The organism is Corynebacterium sp. (genome assembly GCF_012838985.1).
GTDB lineage: Bacteria > Actinomycetota > Actinomycetes > Mycobacteriales > Mycobacteriaceae > Corynebacterium.
In genome coordinates, this window is sequence record NZ_DUOE01000184.1 from 1 (window position 1) to 14301 (window position 14301).

17 protein-coding genes are annotated in these 14301 nt (G+C 70.0%); 12 read left to right on the top strand and 5 right to left on the bottom strand.

Features of this window, described 5'->3' with window-relative positions:
- Nucleotides 1–1837: transglycosylase domain-containing protein (locus GXZ33_RS10495; protein WP_291340981.1), on the bottom strand; the 1837-nt coding region annotated here is incomplete at its 3' end.
- A gap of 183 nt (nt 1838–2020) precedes the next feature.
- Here GXZ33_RS10495 and GXZ33_RS10500 point away from each other — a divergent pair.
- The 4 genes from GXZ33_RS10500 to GXZ33_RS10515 all read left to right on the top strand — a co-directional run bounded on the left by GXZ33_RS10500 (nt 2021) and on the right by GXZ33_RS10515 (nt 3907).
- Complete coding sequence (locus tag GXZ33_RS10500) at nt 2021–2362, top strand: WhiB family transcriptional regulator (protein WP_291340982.1); 342 nt, start codon at nt 2021–2023, stop codon at nt 2360–2362.
- A gap of 28 nt (nt 2363–2390) precedes the next feature.
- Entirely contained in the window at nt 2391–2546 is a 156-nt protein-coding gene (locus GXZ33_RS10505; protein WP_291340983.1) for a DUF4177 domain-containing protein, read from the top strand.
- Nucleotides 2546–3007: a RidA family protein gene (locus GXZ33_RS10510; RefSeq protein WP_291340984.1), complete on the top strand. Its 462-nt coding sequence runs from the start codon at nt 2546–2548 to the stop codon at nt 3005–3007. The genes GXZ33_RS10505 and GXZ33_RS10510 overlap by 1 nt, the downstream gene beginning before the upstream one ends.
- Nucleotides 3008–3076: 69 nt before the next feature.
- Entirely contained in the window at nt 3077–3907 is an 831-nt protein-coding gene (locus GXZ33_RS10515; protein ID WP_291340985.1) for an MBL fold metallo-hydrolase, read from the top strand.
- Between the two features lie 84 nt (nt 3908–3991).
- Here GXZ33_RS10515 and glxR read toward each other — a convergent pair whose 3' ends face one another.
- Nucleotides 3992–4675 carry a CRP-like cAMP-activated global transcriptional regulator GlxR gene (gene glxR, locus GXZ33_RS10520; RefSeq protein ID WP_291340986.1) on the bottom strand — a complete coding sequence of 228 codons (684 nt, stop codon included), beginning with the start codon at nt 4673–4675 and terminating at the stop codon, nt 3992–3994.
- 326 nt (nt 4676–5001) lie between these two features.
- Between glxR and nth the strand changes: the two genes are divergently transcribed.
- From nth to GXZ33_RS10540, 4 genes are read left to right on the top strand one after another with little or no spacing between them, the layout of a single operon-like run.
- Complete coding sequence (nth, locus tag GXZ33_RS10525) at nt 5002–5691, top strand: endonuclease III (RefSeq protein ID WP_291340987.1); 690 nt, start codon at nt 5002–5004, stop codon at nt 5689–5691.
- The gene (locus tag GXZ33_RS10530; protein WP_291340988.1) at nt 5688–6290 is read left to right on the top strand and encodes a TlpA disulfide reductase family protein; all 603 of its coding nucleotides are present in this window, start codon (nt 5688–5690) and stop codon (nt 6288–6290) included. The genes nth and GXZ33_RS10530 overlap by 4 nt, the downstream gene beginning before the upstream one ends.
- Nucleotides 6287–7069, top strand: a complete 783-nt coding sequence (locus GXZ33_RS10535; protein WP_291340989.1) for a CoA pyrophosphatase — start codon at nt 6287–6289, stop codon at nt 7067–7069. Before GXZ33_RS10530 ends, GXZ33_RS10535 begins: the two co-directional genes overlap by 4 nt.
- A 31-nt stretch (nt 7070–7100) precedes the next feature.
- On the top strand, nt 7101–8294 hold the full coding sequence (locus GXZ33_RS10540) for a MarP family serine protease (RefSeq protein WP_291340990.1): 1194 nt from the start codon (nt 7101–7103) through the stop codon (nt 8292–8294).
- Between the two features lie 6 nt (nt 8295–8300).
- Here the strand turns inward: GXZ33_RS10540 and GXZ33_RS10545 are convergent, their stop codons facing one another.
- Together GXZ33_RS10545 and GXZ33_RS10550 are read right to left on the bottom strand one after the other, a co-directional pair.
- The gene (locus GXZ33_RS10545; RefSeq protein WP_363237269.1) at nt 8301–9206 is read right to left on the bottom strand and encodes an alpha/beta hydrolase; all 906 of its coding nucleotides are present in this window, start codon (nt 9204–9206) and stop codon (nt 8301–8303) included.
- Between the two features lie 91 nt (nt 9207–9297).
- On the bottom strand, nt 9298–9804 hold the full coding sequence (locus GXZ33_RS10550; protein WP_291340997.1) for a phage holin family protein: 507 nt from the start codon (nt 9802–9804) through the stop codon (nt 9298–9300).
- A 101-nt stretch (nt 9805–9905) separates the two neighbouring features.
- Here GXZ33_RS10550 and GXZ33_RS10555 point away from each other — a divergent pair, with 101 nt between their 5' ends.
- Nucleotides 9906–10601 carry a hypothetical protein gene (locus GXZ33_RS10555; protein WP_291340991.1) on the top strand — a complete coding sequence of 232 codons (696 nt, stop codon included), beginning with the start codon at nt 9906–9908 and terminating at the stop codon, nt 10599–10601.
- A 21-nt stretch (nt 10602–10622) separates the two neighbouring features.
- Here GXZ33_RS10555 and GXZ33_RS10560 read toward each other — a convergent pair whose 3' ends face one another.
- Nucleotides 10623–11456 carry an HAD family hydrolase gene (locus tag GXZ33_RS10560; RefSeq protein ID WP_291340992.1) on the bottom strand — a complete coding sequence of 278 codons (834 nt, stop codon included), beginning with the start codon at nt 11454–11456 and terminating at the stop codon, nt 10623–10625.
- A gap of 449 nt (nt 11457–11905) precedes the next feature.
- Here GXZ33_RS10560 and ssd point away from each other — a divergent pair, with 449 nt between their 5' ends.
- The 3 genes from ssd to GXZ33_RS10575 all read left to right on the top strand — a co-directional run.
- On the top strand, nt 11906–12970 hold the full coding sequence (gene ssd, locus GXZ33_RS10565; protein WP_291340993.1) for a septum site-determining protein Ssd: 1065 nt from the start codon (nt 11906–11908) through the stop codon (nt 12968–12970).
- Nucleotides 12967–14100, top strand: coding sequence for a TadA family conjugal transfer-associated ATPase (locus GXZ33_RS10570; RefSeq protein WP_291340994.1), 1134 nt, complete (start codon nt 12967–12969; stop codon nt 14098–14100). The genes ssd and GXZ33_RS10570 overlap by 4 nt, the downstream gene beginning before the upstream one ends.
- On the top strand, nt 14097–14301 hold a 205-nt coding region (locus GXZ33_RS10575), incomplete at its 3' end, for a hypothetical protein (RefSeq protein ID WP_291340995.1). The genes GXZ33_RS10570 and GXZ33_RS10575, both read left to right, overlap by 4 nt.

A 14301-nucleotide genomic window follows, 5' to 3' on the forward strand; every position in this document is an offset into this window, starting at 1 on the left:
AGGACAGGTGGGATTCCGTCGTGCCGGTCTTGGCGGCGGCCTGACCGCCCCAGCCGGTGACGGAGGCCGCGCGGGCACCCGTGCCGGAGATCAGATCCTCGGCCATGCCGTCCGCCAGGGCGTTCGCGACACCCTCGTCGACAGCCTGCTCGCAGTCGGGCCGCTCGAGGAAGACCTGCCGGCCCTCCCGGTCGGTGACCGAGGAGATCGGGGTCGGCTCACACCAGCGGCCCCCGGAGGCCAGGGTGGCACCGACGTTGGACAGCTCCAGCGGGTTCACGGCCGTCGGACCGAGGGTGTAGGAACCGAGGTTGGCGTTCCGCATGTAGTCGGCGATGGAGTTCTCGGCGTCGAAGGTGCCCGGCTTCTCGTAGCTGCGCAGGCCCAGCTTCACGGACATGTCGACGACCGCGGGGACCCCGACATCCTCGATGAGCTTGATGAACGTGGTGTTGGGGGAGTGGGCCAGCGCCTCCCGCAGGGTCATCTGCGGCTGGTAGGTGCCGGCGTTCTCCACGCAGTAGGTGTTGGGCGGGCAGTTCGCCGCACCGCCCGTGCCCAGGCCGCGGGCCTCGTACCGGGCGGGGACGTCGAGAACCGTCTCCAGGCCCATGCCCTTCTCGATCGCCGCGGCGGCGGTGAAGACCTTGAACACCGAACCGGCGCCGTTGCCCACCAGGGAGCTGGTCTGCGGCAGGACCGTCTCACCGGCCTCCAGGTTGAGGCCGTAGTTGCGGGAGGAGGCCATGGCGAGGATGTCGCGGGAGTCCCGGCCCGGCTGGATGACGTTGATGACCTCGGCGACGCCGGTGGCCATCGGGTCGACCGCCCGGGTGGCCGCCGCCCGCGCGGCATCCTGGGTCTGCGGATCCAGGGTGGTGTTGATGGTGTAGCCGCCGTCGAGAAGCTGGTCGCGGCTGAGTCCCTTCTCCGCGAGGTAGGAGAGGACGTAGTCGCAGAAGAAGCCGCGGTCACCGGCGGCGATGCAGCCGTTGGGGAGGGTGGCGGGGGCGTCGAGAATGCCCAGCGGCTCCGCGATGTGGGCCTCGGCCTGCTCGGCGGTGAGGTGGCCGTTGGCGGCCATCGCCCGCAGCACCGTGTCGCGGCGGTTCGTCGCGCCCTCGGGGTTGGTGTACGGGTTGAGGAACTCGGAGGACTGGACCATGCCGGCCAGCATCGCGGCCTGGGGGACGGTCAGCTCGGCGGCGCTGGTGCCGAAGTAGGTGCGGGCGGCGGCCTCCACGCCGAAGGAACGGTTACCGAAGGGCACCAGGTTGAGGTACCTCGTCAGGATGTCGTCCTTGGAGAGGTTCCGGTCCAGGTCGGAGGCCATGCGCATCTCACGCAGCTTGCGCGGGATGGACTGCTCGACGGCGGCGGCCTGCTCCTCCTCGTCCTTCGCGTCGATGAAGAGGAGGTAGTTCTTCACGTACTGCTGGTTGATCGTCGACGCACCCTGCTCCACGCCGCCGGCCAGGACGTTGGTCACCATGGCACGTGCGGTGCCCTGGATGTCCACGCCGTCGTGCTCGTAGAAGCGGTGGTCCTCGATGGAGACGATCGCGGCCTTCATGTGCTGCGAGATCTGGTCGTTCTCCACCGCGTACCGACGCTGGTTGTACAACCACGCGATGGGCTGCCCCGCGGCGTCGTTGATGGTGGTCACCCCCGGGGTGGTGCCGTCCGTCAGGTCGGCGAGGTTGGACTGCATCGTCTCGTTCGTCCGGACGATGGCCGCGCCGGAGATGCCCGCCACGGGGGACAGGGCGAGGGCACCGGCCAGGCCGGCGATCACGGCGGCGGCGGTCATGTTAGCCAGGGATTTCCACACAGACACGCCACTACCCTACGCAGAGATGGGGGGAGGAGGGAACTAATGATTGCCCCTAGAAGTGTGACGTATTCGACTTCTTGTTATGCCTGTGAATAGACTTACATGCAGTAAATCGGCATTGTGACCTGCATTTGTGGGTCACACGACGTACTGGCAGTTAACGGTCTTGTCTGATTGGAGAGCACGATGGCAACCCCCCTCGCCGGAGAGTCCTTCCGTTCCCCGTTCGAACCCCCGCAGCAGCCCGTCTGTTACGAGCGTGGCGAGTGGATCACCCAGGCCAAGTGCCGCGCCGGTGATCCGGACGCCCTCTTCGTCCGCGGCGCAGAGCAGCGCAAGGCCGCCGTCATCTGCCGCCACTGCCCGGTCGTCACCGAGTGTCGCGCCGACGCCCTCGACAACAAGGTCGAGTTCGGTGTGTGGGGTGGTCTGACGGAGCGTCAGCGTCGCGCCCTCCTGCGCAAGAACCCGCACATCACCAACTGGGCGGAGTACCTCTCCTCCGGTGGGGAGCTCCACGGGATCTGATCCGGACCCCCGCGGGTACTGTGGTGGCATGACCATTTGGGAATACGCCACTGTTCCGCTGCTCAGCCACGCCACGAAGCAGATCCTCGACACCTGGGGCGAGGACGGCTGGGAGCTCGTCACCGTCATGCCGGGACCGAACCCGGAGAACGTCGTCGCCTACATGAAGCGGGAGAAAGCGTGATGACGACCATTTCCGCGCGCCTCGAGCGCCTGCAGATCACACTGCCGACCGTCGCCGCCCCCGTCGCGGCCTACGTCCCCGCGGTGCGCACCGGTAACCAGGTGTGGACCTCCGGCCAGCTGCCCTTCGTCGACGGCCAGCTCATCGCCACCGGCAAGGTGGACGAGGACGTCACCCCGGAGGCGGCCACCCGCCTCGCCCGCACCGCCGCGCTCAACGCCCTGGCCGCCGTCGATGACCTCGTCGGCATCGACAACGTGACCCGCGTGCTCAAGATCGTCGGTTTCGTCGCCTCCTCGGACGGCTTCACCGGCCAGCCCGCCGTGGTCAACGGTGCCTCCAACCTCATGGGGGAGATCTTCGGTGAGGCCGGCGCTCATGTCCGTTCCGCGGTCGGTGTCTCCGAGCTGCCGCTGGGCTCCCCGGTGGAGATCGAGCTCGTCGTCGAGGTCGCCGACTAGTTCTCCCCGGCGCTGATTGTTCTGTCATTCGGTTCGGCAGGCCGGGATAACCGGGCTAAGCTGGTGCGCATGGAGCATCCTGCCTACAGCCAGCTTCGACCGATATCAGATTCCGTGTCTGTCGTCCTGTGCCCGAATCCGGGGTACGCGTCCCTCGAGGGGACGAACTCATGGGTGATCCGTGCTGAGGGGGACTCCCACAGCATCGTGATCGACCCGGGCCCGGAGGATGAGGGGCACCTCAATGTCCTCGGTGCCAAGGCTGAGACGGTGGGTCTCATCCTGCTGACGCACCACCACCCGGACCACGCCGACGGCGCCCACCGCTTCCGCCAGCTCACCGGCGCCCCGGTCCGCGCCTTCGACGCCACCGCCTGCGCAGGCGACGTCGAGCCGCTCGTCGACGGTGAGATCGTCTCCGTCGACGGCGTCACCCCGCAGATCGAGGTCGTGCACACCCCCGGCCACACCGCCGACTCGGCGTGCTTCTTCATCTGGTCCGGCAAGCCCGGTGCCTCCACCCTGGAGGGCATCATCACCGGTGACACCATCGCCGGCCGCCACACCACCATGATCTCCGAGACCGACGGCGACCTGGGCCAGTACATGGACACCCTGCGTCTCCTGGAGGAGCGCGGCAAGGACGTGCGTCTGCTGCCGGGCCACGGCCCGGAGGGCGATGACCTGTCCGCCTACGCCCGCAAGTACATCGACCGCCGTGAGCACCGTCTCCGCCAGATCCGCGAGGTCCAGGCCCGTCTGGGCGAGGACGTCGACCTCAAGACCCTCATCGACGAGATGTACGACGACGTCGACCCGGTCCTGCGTCACGCCGCCGAGCAGTCCACCCGCGTGGCCCTGCGCTACCTGGAGAAGCAGTCCGCAGAGACTGCCGAGTAGAACCCCGCTGACACGGGAGAACCCGCCGTCCCCTCTCCTGAGGGGCGGCGGGTTCTTCCTTCTGTGCTGCTTTTCGGGGTGGCGTCAACGGGCGCGCTTGGCCAGGGACTCGGTGTCCACGATGAGGACGGACTTGCCCTCGAGGCGGATCCAGCCGCGGTGGGCGAAGGTGGCCAGGGCCTTGTTCACGGTCTCACGGGAGGCGCCGACGAGCTGGGCGATCTCCTCCTGGGTGAGGTCGTGGTTGACGCGCAGGGCGCCACCCTCCTGGGAGCCGAAGCGGTTGGCCAGCTGCAGCAGCGTCTTGGCGACGCGGCCCGGCACATCCGTGAAGATCAGGTCGGCGAGGGAGGCGTTGGTGCGGCGCAGGCGGCGGGCCAGGACGCGCAGCAGCTGCTGGGCGATCTCCGGGTGGTCGGACACCCACTGCTTGAGCATGTCCGAGTTCATGGTGGCGGCCTGCACCTCGGTGACGCAGACCGCGGAGGAGGTGCGCGGACCCGGGTCGAAGATGGACAGCTCGCCGAACATGTCGGACGGTCCCATGACGGTGAGCAGGTTCTCGCGGCCATCGGTCGCGTGGCGGGCGAGCTTCACCTTGCCTGCCGTGATGATGTAGAGGCGGTCTCCGGGTTCGCCCTCTTCGAAGATGGTCGTTCCACGGGGGAAACGGACGGTCTCCATGTCCTTGATCAGGTTGCTCACGGCAACCGGATCCACTCCCTGGAAGATTCCGGCGCGGGACAGGATCTCCTGTACACCTTCCACTTGTCGCTCCTCGGTTCTGTGACGGCACGCCGGGAGGACCCCTGGATATGTGGTCGTGTCCCTGTTGAAGGCACAGGTGTGACTCTCGGCGCAGTGTGTTCCTCACCACCCTACCGTGCAATTGGTCACTTGCGGGACTGGTGTGGGAAATTTGTCACATTATCCCGTTTCACGTGGCAGTGCGAATCGTCAGGAATCGTCCCGCGGGGGGAGGATCCAGGACTCCAGCTTCTCCATCTGCATGGCGAACAGGGCGAGGACGAGGGGAGCGGCGACGACGAGCACGACAGTCATGTCCAAACATCGTAGTGGCTAAGCTGTCCGGTATGCCGGTCAGATCCTCCTCCACCCATCCCGCCGCCCGCGGCGTCGAGACTGACCTCGGACTCACCCGCCGGGCACGCCGCATCAACCGGGCCCTGGCCACGGAATATCCGGACGCGCACTGCGAACTCGACTTCACGTCCCCCTTCGAGCTGACGGTGGCCACGGTGCTCTCCGCCCAGACGACGGACGTCCGCGTCAACCAGGTCACGCCGGAGCTCTTCCGTCGCTTTCCGACGCCCGCGTCACTCGCCGCCGCCGACCCGGGGGAGATGGAGGAGATCCTCCGTCCCCTGGGATTCTTCCGGGCGAAGGCGCGCAGCCTCATCGGCCTGGGGGAGTCACTGCTCGCGCACTTCGACGGGGAGATCCCCCGGGACCTCGAGGACCTGGTCACCCTGCCCGGTGTGGGCCGGAAGACGGCGCTGGTGGTGCGGGGCAACGCCTTCGGGCTGCCGGGGCTGGCCGTCGACACGCATGTCAGCCGCCTCGCGCAGCGCCTCATGCTGACGGAGGAGACGGACGTGCTCAGGATCGAGCAGGCGCTGTGCCGGCGCATCGAGAAGAAGGAGTGGACCATGTTCTCCCACCGGATGATCTTCCACGGTCGGCGGGTGTGTCACGCCCGGCGGCCGGAGTGCGGGGTGTGCGTCATAGCGAAGGACTGCCCCTCCCGGGAGGTGGCGGCATGACCCGGCAGGCGGTGTGGACCCTCGTCATCGGCGTGCTGCTCACCGTGGCGGTGGTGGCCGGTGCCTTCACGATGCTGCGGACCGTCAACGACCCTGAGCCCGGCACCGCCGCCCCCGAGAACGCGGGCACCCTCGACACCGACGCGCTCATCAGCGACGTCGGCGAGCGCCCCGACTGTCCCGCCACCGGGGCCGGGGGAGTGGAGCTGGACTGCCTCGGAGGGGAGAACGCGCCGGTGGCGTCGTCAGGCATCACCGTGGTCAACGTGTGGGCCTGGTGGTGCGGACCGTGCCGCGACGAGCTGCCGTACTTCGACGAGTTCGCCGCCGCGCACCCGGAGTACACGGTCGTCGGCGTGCACGCGGACCGGAACCCGGGCAACGGCGCCGCCATGCTCGATGAGCTGGGCATCTCCCTGGCCAGCTACCAGGACCTGGACAACACCTTCGCGGGCACGCTCGGACTGCCGGGCGTCATCCCGATCACCGTCGTCTTCGACGGCGATGAGCAGGTGAAGCTCTTCCCCCGCACCTTCGATTCGGCGGCGGAGCTGGAGGCGGCCGTGACGGAGGCCGTGGAGGCGGGGACCGGACGATGAGGATGGATTTCGGCCCGGACCACCCGGGCCAGAACGTTGACCTGCACCCCCACCGTGCGCCGCGGTGGATGCGTCGGCTCATCAGCGGGGTGGACGGCGCCTACCGCCACCCGGACGTCCGCAGCGTCGACGCCCGCGGCCGGGAGACGATGAATCAGACGGGCCGCTCGGCGGCGGTGCTCATGCTCTTCTCCGGGGCCGACCACCTGCAGGCCGACCCTCCGGAGGACGCCGCGGTGCTGCTCACCCACCGTTCGCCGTCGATGCGCTCCCACTCCGGGCAGATCGCCTTCCCCGGCGGCCGCGTCGACCCGACGGACCTCAACCCGGTCGACGCCGCCCTGCGGGAGGCGTGGGAGGAGACCGGCCTGGACCGCACCACCGTCACCCCGGTCGCCGCGATGGAGCCGGTGCACATCCGGGCCTCCGGCTACCCGGTGCACCCGGTGCTGGGGCACTGGCACACGCCGGGGGAGGTCGGGGTGGCCAGCCCCGCGGAGGCGGACGACGTGTTCCCCGCCCACCTCTCGGACCTCATCGACCCGCGCAACCGGCTCATGGTCGGGTGGGCGGGCTGGACGGGGCCGGCGTTCACCATCAACGACTACCTCGTGTGGGGCTTCACCGCGGGGCTGCTCTCGGCGCTGCTGCACCAGGCGGGCTGGGAACAGCCCTGGGACCGGGAGACCACCCTCGACCTGCAGGACACGCTGGCGAAGTCCCGTAACGACGAGCCTCGTTATTCCGAACCGGCCAACCGGGTAAGATTCCTCCGATAACCCGCCACCACTGTTAGGACCTGAACGACCCGTGACCCCCGCCCTCCTCATCGACGGTCTCGTTCTGCTGGTCCTGCTGTCGGCGGTCACCATCGGCTGGCGGCAGGGGGCGTTCGCCTCGGTGCTGTCCACCGTCGGCGTCATCGCCGGTCTCATCATCGGTGTCGCCCTGGCCCCGCCGGTCATGCAGCTCACCGATTCGGTGGCGCTGCGTTTCCTGCTCGGGCTGGGCACGATCATCATGCTCGTCGGCCTGGGCAACCTCGTCGGCGGGATGCTGGGCGCCTCGGTGCGGGAACGGATGCGCATGCGTTCCTCGCAGACCATCGACTCGGCGGTCGGGGCGCTGTTCTCCGCGCTGGCCACGCTCATCGTCATCTGGCTGATCTCCATCCCCCTGGCGACGGGGCTGACCGGTTCCGTCAGCCAGGGCATCCGCAACTCGGTGATCCTCGGCGCGGTGGACCGCAGCACCCCACCGGTCCTGGCGGATCTTCCCAACCGCATCACGGTGCTTCTCGACGACTCCGGGCTCCCACCCCTGTTCGCCCCCTTCGACGAGCCCCCGGCCCGCGAGGTCGCGGCACCCGACATCCGGGTCGAGGACCACGAGCTGGTGGAGCGCCTGCGTCCGGCCGTCGTCCACGTCCAGGGTGACTCGGACGAGTGCCGCCGCCGTCTCATGGGCTCCGGCTTCGTCACCGCCCCCGACTACGTGGTCACCAACGCCCACGTCGTCGCGGGCACTCAGACCGTGCGCCTGGACACCGTTTTGGGTGTGAGGGAGGCGGACGTCGTGTACTACAACCCGGGCGTCGACATCGCCGTCCTCCACGCCCCGGACCTGCAGCTGCCCGCCCTGTCCTGGGCCGACGTCCCGGCGGAGTCCGGGGCCGACGCCATCGTCATGGGCTTCCCCCAGTCGGGTCCCTTCGAGGCCGCCCCCGCCCGCGTCCGCGAGGACCTCACCATCGCCGGCCCGGACATCTACGCCACCGGCCGGGTCGAGCGGGAGGCCTACACCGTCCGCGGCACCATCCGGCAGGGCAACTCCGGTGGCCCGATGGTCGACACCTCCGGCGGGGTCCTCGGTGTGGTCTTCGGCGCCAGCGTCGACCAGACCGACACCGGCTACGTGCTCACCGCCGCCGAGGTCCAGCAGCAGATCGGCGACGTCACCACGCTCACCACGCCGGTGAGCACCCGGGAGTGTGTGGCCCGTTAGGGCCCGTCAGAGGCTGAGCGTCCCCGCGAAGTGCTCGACCACCTCGATGAAGCCCTGCGGGTTCTCCAGATGGGGCAGGTTGCGGGAACCGGGGACGTGACGGACGGACAGGGGGGCGTCGACACGCGTGAGGCACCGGCGGGCCAGATGACGCCACACCGACTGCAGCGGCTGGATGAGCAGCGTCGGGGCCGTCACCCGTTCGTCCACCCACCGGCTCGACGCCGTGCGCAGACGACTGTGACGCAGGACCGCCGGGCGGGTGCGGCCGATCTGCGCCGCCCGCAGCCGCAGCTCCAGTTCCTCCTGGAATACGGGGGTGCGGCGGAAATCGGGGGTGGTGGAGGCGACGAGGTGGCGTCGGTAAGCGGGGGCGCCGAGGAGAGGCAGCAGGGGGTGCGCCACCGTCGACGCATGGAGCCAGGGGTGGGCCGCGACCGCCCGCCGCAGGTCGACGGGATGCGCCGCACTCACCGACACCAGCCCCGCCACCAGGGCGGGGTAGTAGGCGGCGAGGGCCCAGGCGACCGTGCCGCCCGTCTCCGCACCGACCACGACCGCCCGGTCATGCCCCAGCGCCCGGATGAGCCCCGCGACGTCCCCGGCGGCGGTACGCAGACCATCCCCCGAGGTCGCCGGCGGCTTGTCGCTGAGACCGTAACCGCGGGCGTCGACCGCCGCCACCCGGAACCCCCGGGCCGCCAGCGGGGCGATCACCCGCCGGAACTCGAACCAGCCCCCGAACGTGCCGTGCAGCAGCACCACCAGTGGATCTCCCGGATCGCCGGCCACCGCCGCGTGCAGCCGCACCCCCCGCGTGTGCACCATCTGGTGACGGAAAGGCCCCGCGAGTTCCAGGACGGACGGGGACAGGACGGGGCGCCGCCTGAAGCGGGGGAAAACAACGGACACGGCGGGGACCTCCCTCAACCTTCCAGCCTCAACCTTCCAGGAACGAAAAAGCCGCCCTCGCGGTGAGCGCGCGGGCGGACGGGGGACCAGGTCAGCTGTACATGCCGCGGGTGCGGCCCTCGAGCTTCCGCGTGGCCTGACCCGGGACGAGATTCTTCAGTTCATTGACTGAATCGATCGTCTTCTGCGGGGCACCCACCGTCTTGACCTTCTTCCAGCCGAACAGCGCCAGCAGCGCAGCCATGAGCAGCATGACCAGGAAGACGATGAGGAAGGCGGCCCAACGGTCCAGCCAGTTGCTCAGCAGCTCAGCGACGAAGAAGAAGAAGAAGAAGGAGGAGTACAGCGCGATGACGCCGGCGACGCCGAACAGTCCACCGCCGATCGCACCCTTCTTGGCCTCGCCCGCCAGCTCGGTCTTCGCGAGCTCCAGTTCCGCGCGGAACAGGCTGGACATCTGGGCGGTGGCGTTGGACACCAGCTCGCCGATGGAACCCTCGCCGGAGCGGGTCGTGTCAACGTCGCTCAGCGGGATCGAACTGACCCGCGGAGTGAAATCCTTCGGTCCGTCGGTGAAAAGTCCGTTTGTGCTCACGATGTGCCTTCCTGCTGCGGTGTCATGCGTTTTTGACCATTCTTGACCATGGTGCCACGGATTCGCGATGAATGCGCAACCCTTGCAGGGCTATCGTAGTGGATATGTCCGCGGTTGACCCCCTGCAACCCCTCCTCCGCCTCGGAGAGGTCGCGGCACTCGCCGATCAGGCCCGTGCCGCCATCGCCGCCGTCCACCGACGGCCCGTCTCCCTGCGCCGCGCGGAGGTCACCGGCTCCGAGTCCGTGCTGCGGGGGGCGCGCACCTCAGCGCTTCTCGACGACCCCTCGGTCCGCCTCGGCGACGAGCCCGTGGGGGTGCTCGGGGCGTCCGTGTCGGTGTCGAGCATGCTGGCCCCGGATTCGCTGCAGGCGTCCGCGCGGGTCTTCGGCCGGGCACCCCTGCAGATCCTGGCGCGCATGGCGGTCGTCGCCGGTGGCAGCGGCCGGCCGGAGAACTCCCCGGAGAGGCTGCAGCGGCTGGCCGCCCTCATCTCCTCCGGTACCGCCCACGACGTGCTGCTGCCCCAGGTGGTGCACGCCGAGATCCTGGCGCACGGGTTCTTCGGGGAGCGTTCGGGGCTGGTCGCCCGGGCCGCAGGTCGGCTGGCGGCGGTGATGACCGGTTTCGACCCGCGGGGGCTGGCCGTCCCGGAGACGTACCTGCTGCGCCACCGTGCGGAGTACCTGGCGGCGGCGGAGGCGTGGGCGGACGGGAGCGCGGGGGAGTTCCTGGAGCTGTCGTTGCGGGCGTGGATCGCGGGTGCCGAGGAGGCGGAGGCGATCGCGCGGGCGCTGTAGGCGCTGTAGGCGCCGGCGGCGTCAGGCTGTGCCGCGGCGGCCGCGCTGGGCCCACCAGATGCCGCCGGCCGCGGCCGCGGAGATGACCGCCACGATGGAGGCGCCGATGCTGATCTCACGCGGGGAGGGCATCTGGAACAGCGGCACCGGATCGCGGAACGTGCGGATCTCCCAGCCGTTCTCCAGGGCGGTCTTCTTCATGGTGCGGTCCGGGTTGACGGCGACGGGGTTGCCCACGGCCTCCAGCATCGGGATGTCCGTGGCGGAGTCCGAGTAGGCGAAGCTGGCGGAGAGGTCGTAGTTGTTCTTCTCCGCGAGGTCGGCGATGGCCTGCGCCTTCGCGTCACCCTTGCAGTAGAAGAGGATCTCACCGGTGAAACGGCCGTCCGCGACCTCGAGCTCCGTGGCGACGACCTGGTGGATGTCCAGCTCCTCCGCGATGAGGTCCACGAGGTGGGAGGCGGAGGCGGAGATGATGATCACGTCGTGCCCGGCGTTGCGGTGGAAGGCGATGAGTTCGCGTGCCTCGGCGTAGATGGCGGGGGTGACCACGTTGTGCATGGTCTCGGAGGCGATCTCGCGGACCTTGTCCACGGACCAGCCGGCGACGAGCGCGGCGAGCTGGTCGCGGGTGGTGTCCATCTGCTCGCTGGACTGCCCGGCGATCATGTACGTCGCCTTCGCCAGGGACATCTGCAGTGCCTCGGAGGTGGTGATGAGTCCGTTGTGCATGAACTCGCGGCCGAAGGCGAAGGCGGAGGAGGTGGCGATGATGGTCTTGTCCAGGTCGAAGAAGGCCGCCACGCGTGTCTTCTGCGGGGTGGCCTGCTTGTTCGCAGATGAACCGGGACTCATGAGCACACAGTGTAGACCTCGAACCTGTGAAACGTAAGAGGCTGATGGGAGGCGAGGGACTTCTGTGGTCGTGGGCAGGGCCTTTCCGGACGACTCTGTGACCTGCGGAACATGTAGAAGATATTTTCGAGAAAACTATTCTCCCGGTATTGTCTTGGTGTCACAGATGTGCCATAATTCCACTTGCAAGGCCCCGATATACAGTGCGGCCTGCCCCGGTAATCCCCCCCGATACCGGGTTACAGACGGCCCGCGCACACCCCCCCCGAGGCGCGGGCCGTCCCTTATTTTCCGGCACGCCCTGAGTCTCTCCGACGAGGGTGTCGTCCGCCACCGCTGCTGCGGAGTTCTCCACAGGACGAGGATGACACGTCATCGTTGTCGGGGGTTGTCCACAGGCCGGGCACCGGACCGTTGTCCCGGCGGCGTCGATGAGTGACGCTGTGGCCATGAGCAGCACATTCATCCTCGTCGCGGTCAGTGACCCGGTCATCCACCCGGAGGCGACACACGTCGCGGCGGCCACCGGCCACGGAGTCATCGACACCCTCGACCCCCGCGAGATCACCCGCCTCCTGCCCCGCGCGCACGCCGTGCTCGTCGACGCCGACACAGCCCGCCACATCGCCACCCTCGACCGGAGGCCCGGCATCCACCTCCTCGCCGCGGACCCGGGGCCGGTGGACTGGCAGGCCGCCGTGCTCGCGCACGCGGAGAACGGCTATGTCCTCCCGGCGCAGGCCCCGGAGCTCCTCACGGCGCTCGGGCACGCGGCGGTCCCCGACAGGAGCACCCCGGACGGCCGGGGCACGCTCCTCGCGGTGTGCGGGGCCGCCGGCGGGGCCGGCACCTCCGTGCTGGCCGCGGCGATGGCGCGGGTGGCGGCCCGCTCCCACCCGACGACGCTGGTCGACGCCGCCGAGTTCTCCGGCGGCCTCGACCTGCTCCTCGGCCTCGAGGAGACCCCGGGGGTGCGCTGGCCGGAGCTGCAGCTCGGGGAGGGGGCTGTGTCCGCGGCCGACCTGCGGGCGGCACTGCCGGTCACCGGCGACGGCATCGCCTGCCTCTCGGCCGCCCGCACGACGGTCGACGACCCTTTCCGGCTCACCCCGGAGGTGCTGTCCCCGGTGCTCGAGTCCCTGCGCGGCGCGCCGGGGGTGGCGGTCATCGACGTCCCCCTCGAGGGGACCTGCACCGACGCCGTCATGGATGCCTGCGACCATGCCGTCCTGCTCATCCCCGCGGAGCTGCGCCCGGCGGCGGCCGCGGCACGCCTGGTCGCCCGCCTCCACGCGGCCCGCACGACCGTCACCGGGGTGGTCCGTCACCGCCACTGGTCGGGGCTGAGCACCGCGGATGTCGGGGACATCACCCGCTGCCCCATCCTCACCGAACTGGGGAACCTGCCCCGGCTGTCCCGCACGGTGGAGCTCGGCGGCCTGCCCGAGCGGCTGCCCGGCCAGCTGGCCACCACCGCCCGTCTCCTCCTGGAGAACGCGGGGGTGCAGCGGTGACCGACCTCATCGACCGGGTGCAGCGTCGGCTCGTCGACACCCCGCCGGCGGCCACCGACGCCGCGGAACTCGCCCGCCTCATCCGGGAGGAGGCCGGCGTCATCTCCGACGTCGACGTCCTCGACCTGCTGCGGCGCCTGCGGCACGACTCCACCGGCATCGGGCTGCTCGAGTCGGTGCTGCTCACCGAGGGGGTCACGGACATCCTGGTCAACGGGCCCGACCAGGTGTGGTTCGACCGGGGGCGCGGCCTGGAACGCGCCGAGGTGCGCTTCACCGACGACGCCGAGGTCCGCCAACTGGCCTCCCGCCTGGCCAGCGCCTGCGGTCGCCGCCTGGACGACGCCCAGCCCTTCGCCGACGGGCGGCTCCTGCGGGAGGACGGCACCGTCATCCGCTTCCACGCCCTGCTCGCACCCCCGTCCGCCGACCACACATGCCTCAGCCTGCGGGTCCTCCGGCAGGCCACGACCACCCTCGACGAGCTGGTCTCCTCCGGCACCGTGACCGCGGAGATCGCGGAGCTGCTGCGCGCCGTCGTGCGCCACCGCCGGGCGTTCCTGGTGGTCGGCGGCACCGGCACCGGCAAGACGACCCTGCTGGCGGCCCTGCTCGCGGAGGTCGACCACGGGGAGCGGATCCTGTGCATCGAGGACACCGCCGAGCTGCAGCCCCGCCACCCGCACGTGCTCAACCTCGTCTCACGCGGCCGGAACACCGAGGGCAGCGGCCGGATCACGATGTCCGACCTGCTCACCCAGGCCCTGCGCATGCGGCCGGACCGGATCATCGTCGGGGAGATCCGGGGCGCGGAGGTCGTCGACCTGCTCGCCGCCCTCAACACCGGACACGAGGGCGGGGCCGGCACGATCCACGCCAACGCCCTCGACGAGGTACCCGCCCGCCTGGAGGCCCTCGCCGCCCTCGGCGGACTCGACCGCACCGCCCTGCACTCCCAGCTGGCGGCGGCGCTCGACGTGGTCATCGTCATGCGCCGAGGCCCCGACGGCCGCCGCGTGCTCCACCAGCTTGGACTGCTCCGGGGCAACCCCGTGACCACGCAGGTCGTCTGGGACTCCCGCCACGGGCCACTCGAGGGCTACGCCGGGTTCCGGGAGGCGCTGACATGACCCCGCTCCTGCTCGTGGCGGCCCACCTCGCCCTGCCCGTCCCGCACCCGGTCCACCGGTTGCGGCCGGCCACCCACGACGCCCGGCTGCTCGCCCCGGTGGGCACCGGACTCGGGGCCGCCGTGGTCCTGTTCTTCGGGAACCCCGGCGTCGCCCTGGCGGCGCTGCTCGTCCTCGGGACCGCCGGGTGGGTCGTGCGGG

Coding starts and splice junctions, on each gene's coding strand:
- GXZ33_RS10500 (WP_291340982.1), top strand. CDS start 2,021: ATGGCAACCCCCCTCGCCGGAGAGTCCTTCCGTTCCCCGTTCGAACCC.
- GXZ33_RS10505 (WP_291340983.1), top strand. CDS start 2,391: ATGACCATTTGGGAATACGCCACTGTTCCGCTGCTCAGCCACGCCACG.
- GXZ33_RS10510 (WP_291340984.1), top strand. CDS start 2,546: ATGACGACCATTTCCGCGCGCCTCGAGCGCCTGCAGATCACACTGCCG.
- GXZ33_RS10515 (WP_291340985.1), top strand. CDS start 3,077: ATGGAGCATCCTGCCTACAGCCAGCTTCGACCGATATCAGATTCCGTG.
- nth (WP_291340987.1), top strand. CDS start 5,002: ATGCCGGTCAGATCCTCCTCCACCCATCCCGCCGCCCGCGGCGTCGAG.
- GXZ33_RS10530 (WP_291340988.1), top strand. CDS start 5,688: ATGACCCGGCAGGCGGTGTGGACCCTCGTCATCGGCGTGCTGCTCACC.
- GXZ33_RS10535 (WP_291340989.1), top strand. CDS start 6,287: ATGAGGATGGATTTCGGCCCGGACCACCCGGGCCAGAACGTTGACCTG.
- GXZ33_RS10555 (WP_291340991.1), top strand. CDS start 9,906: ATGTCCGCGGTTGACCCCCTGCAACCCCTCCTCCGCCTCGGAGAGGTC.
- GXZ33_RS10560 (WP_291340992.1), bottom strand. CDS start 11,456: ATGAGTCCCGGTTCATCTGCGAACAAGCAGGCCACCCCGCAGAAGACA.
- ssd (WP_291340993.1), top strand. CDS start 11,906: ATGAGCAGCACATTCATCCTCGTCGCGGTCAGTGACCCGGTCATCCAC.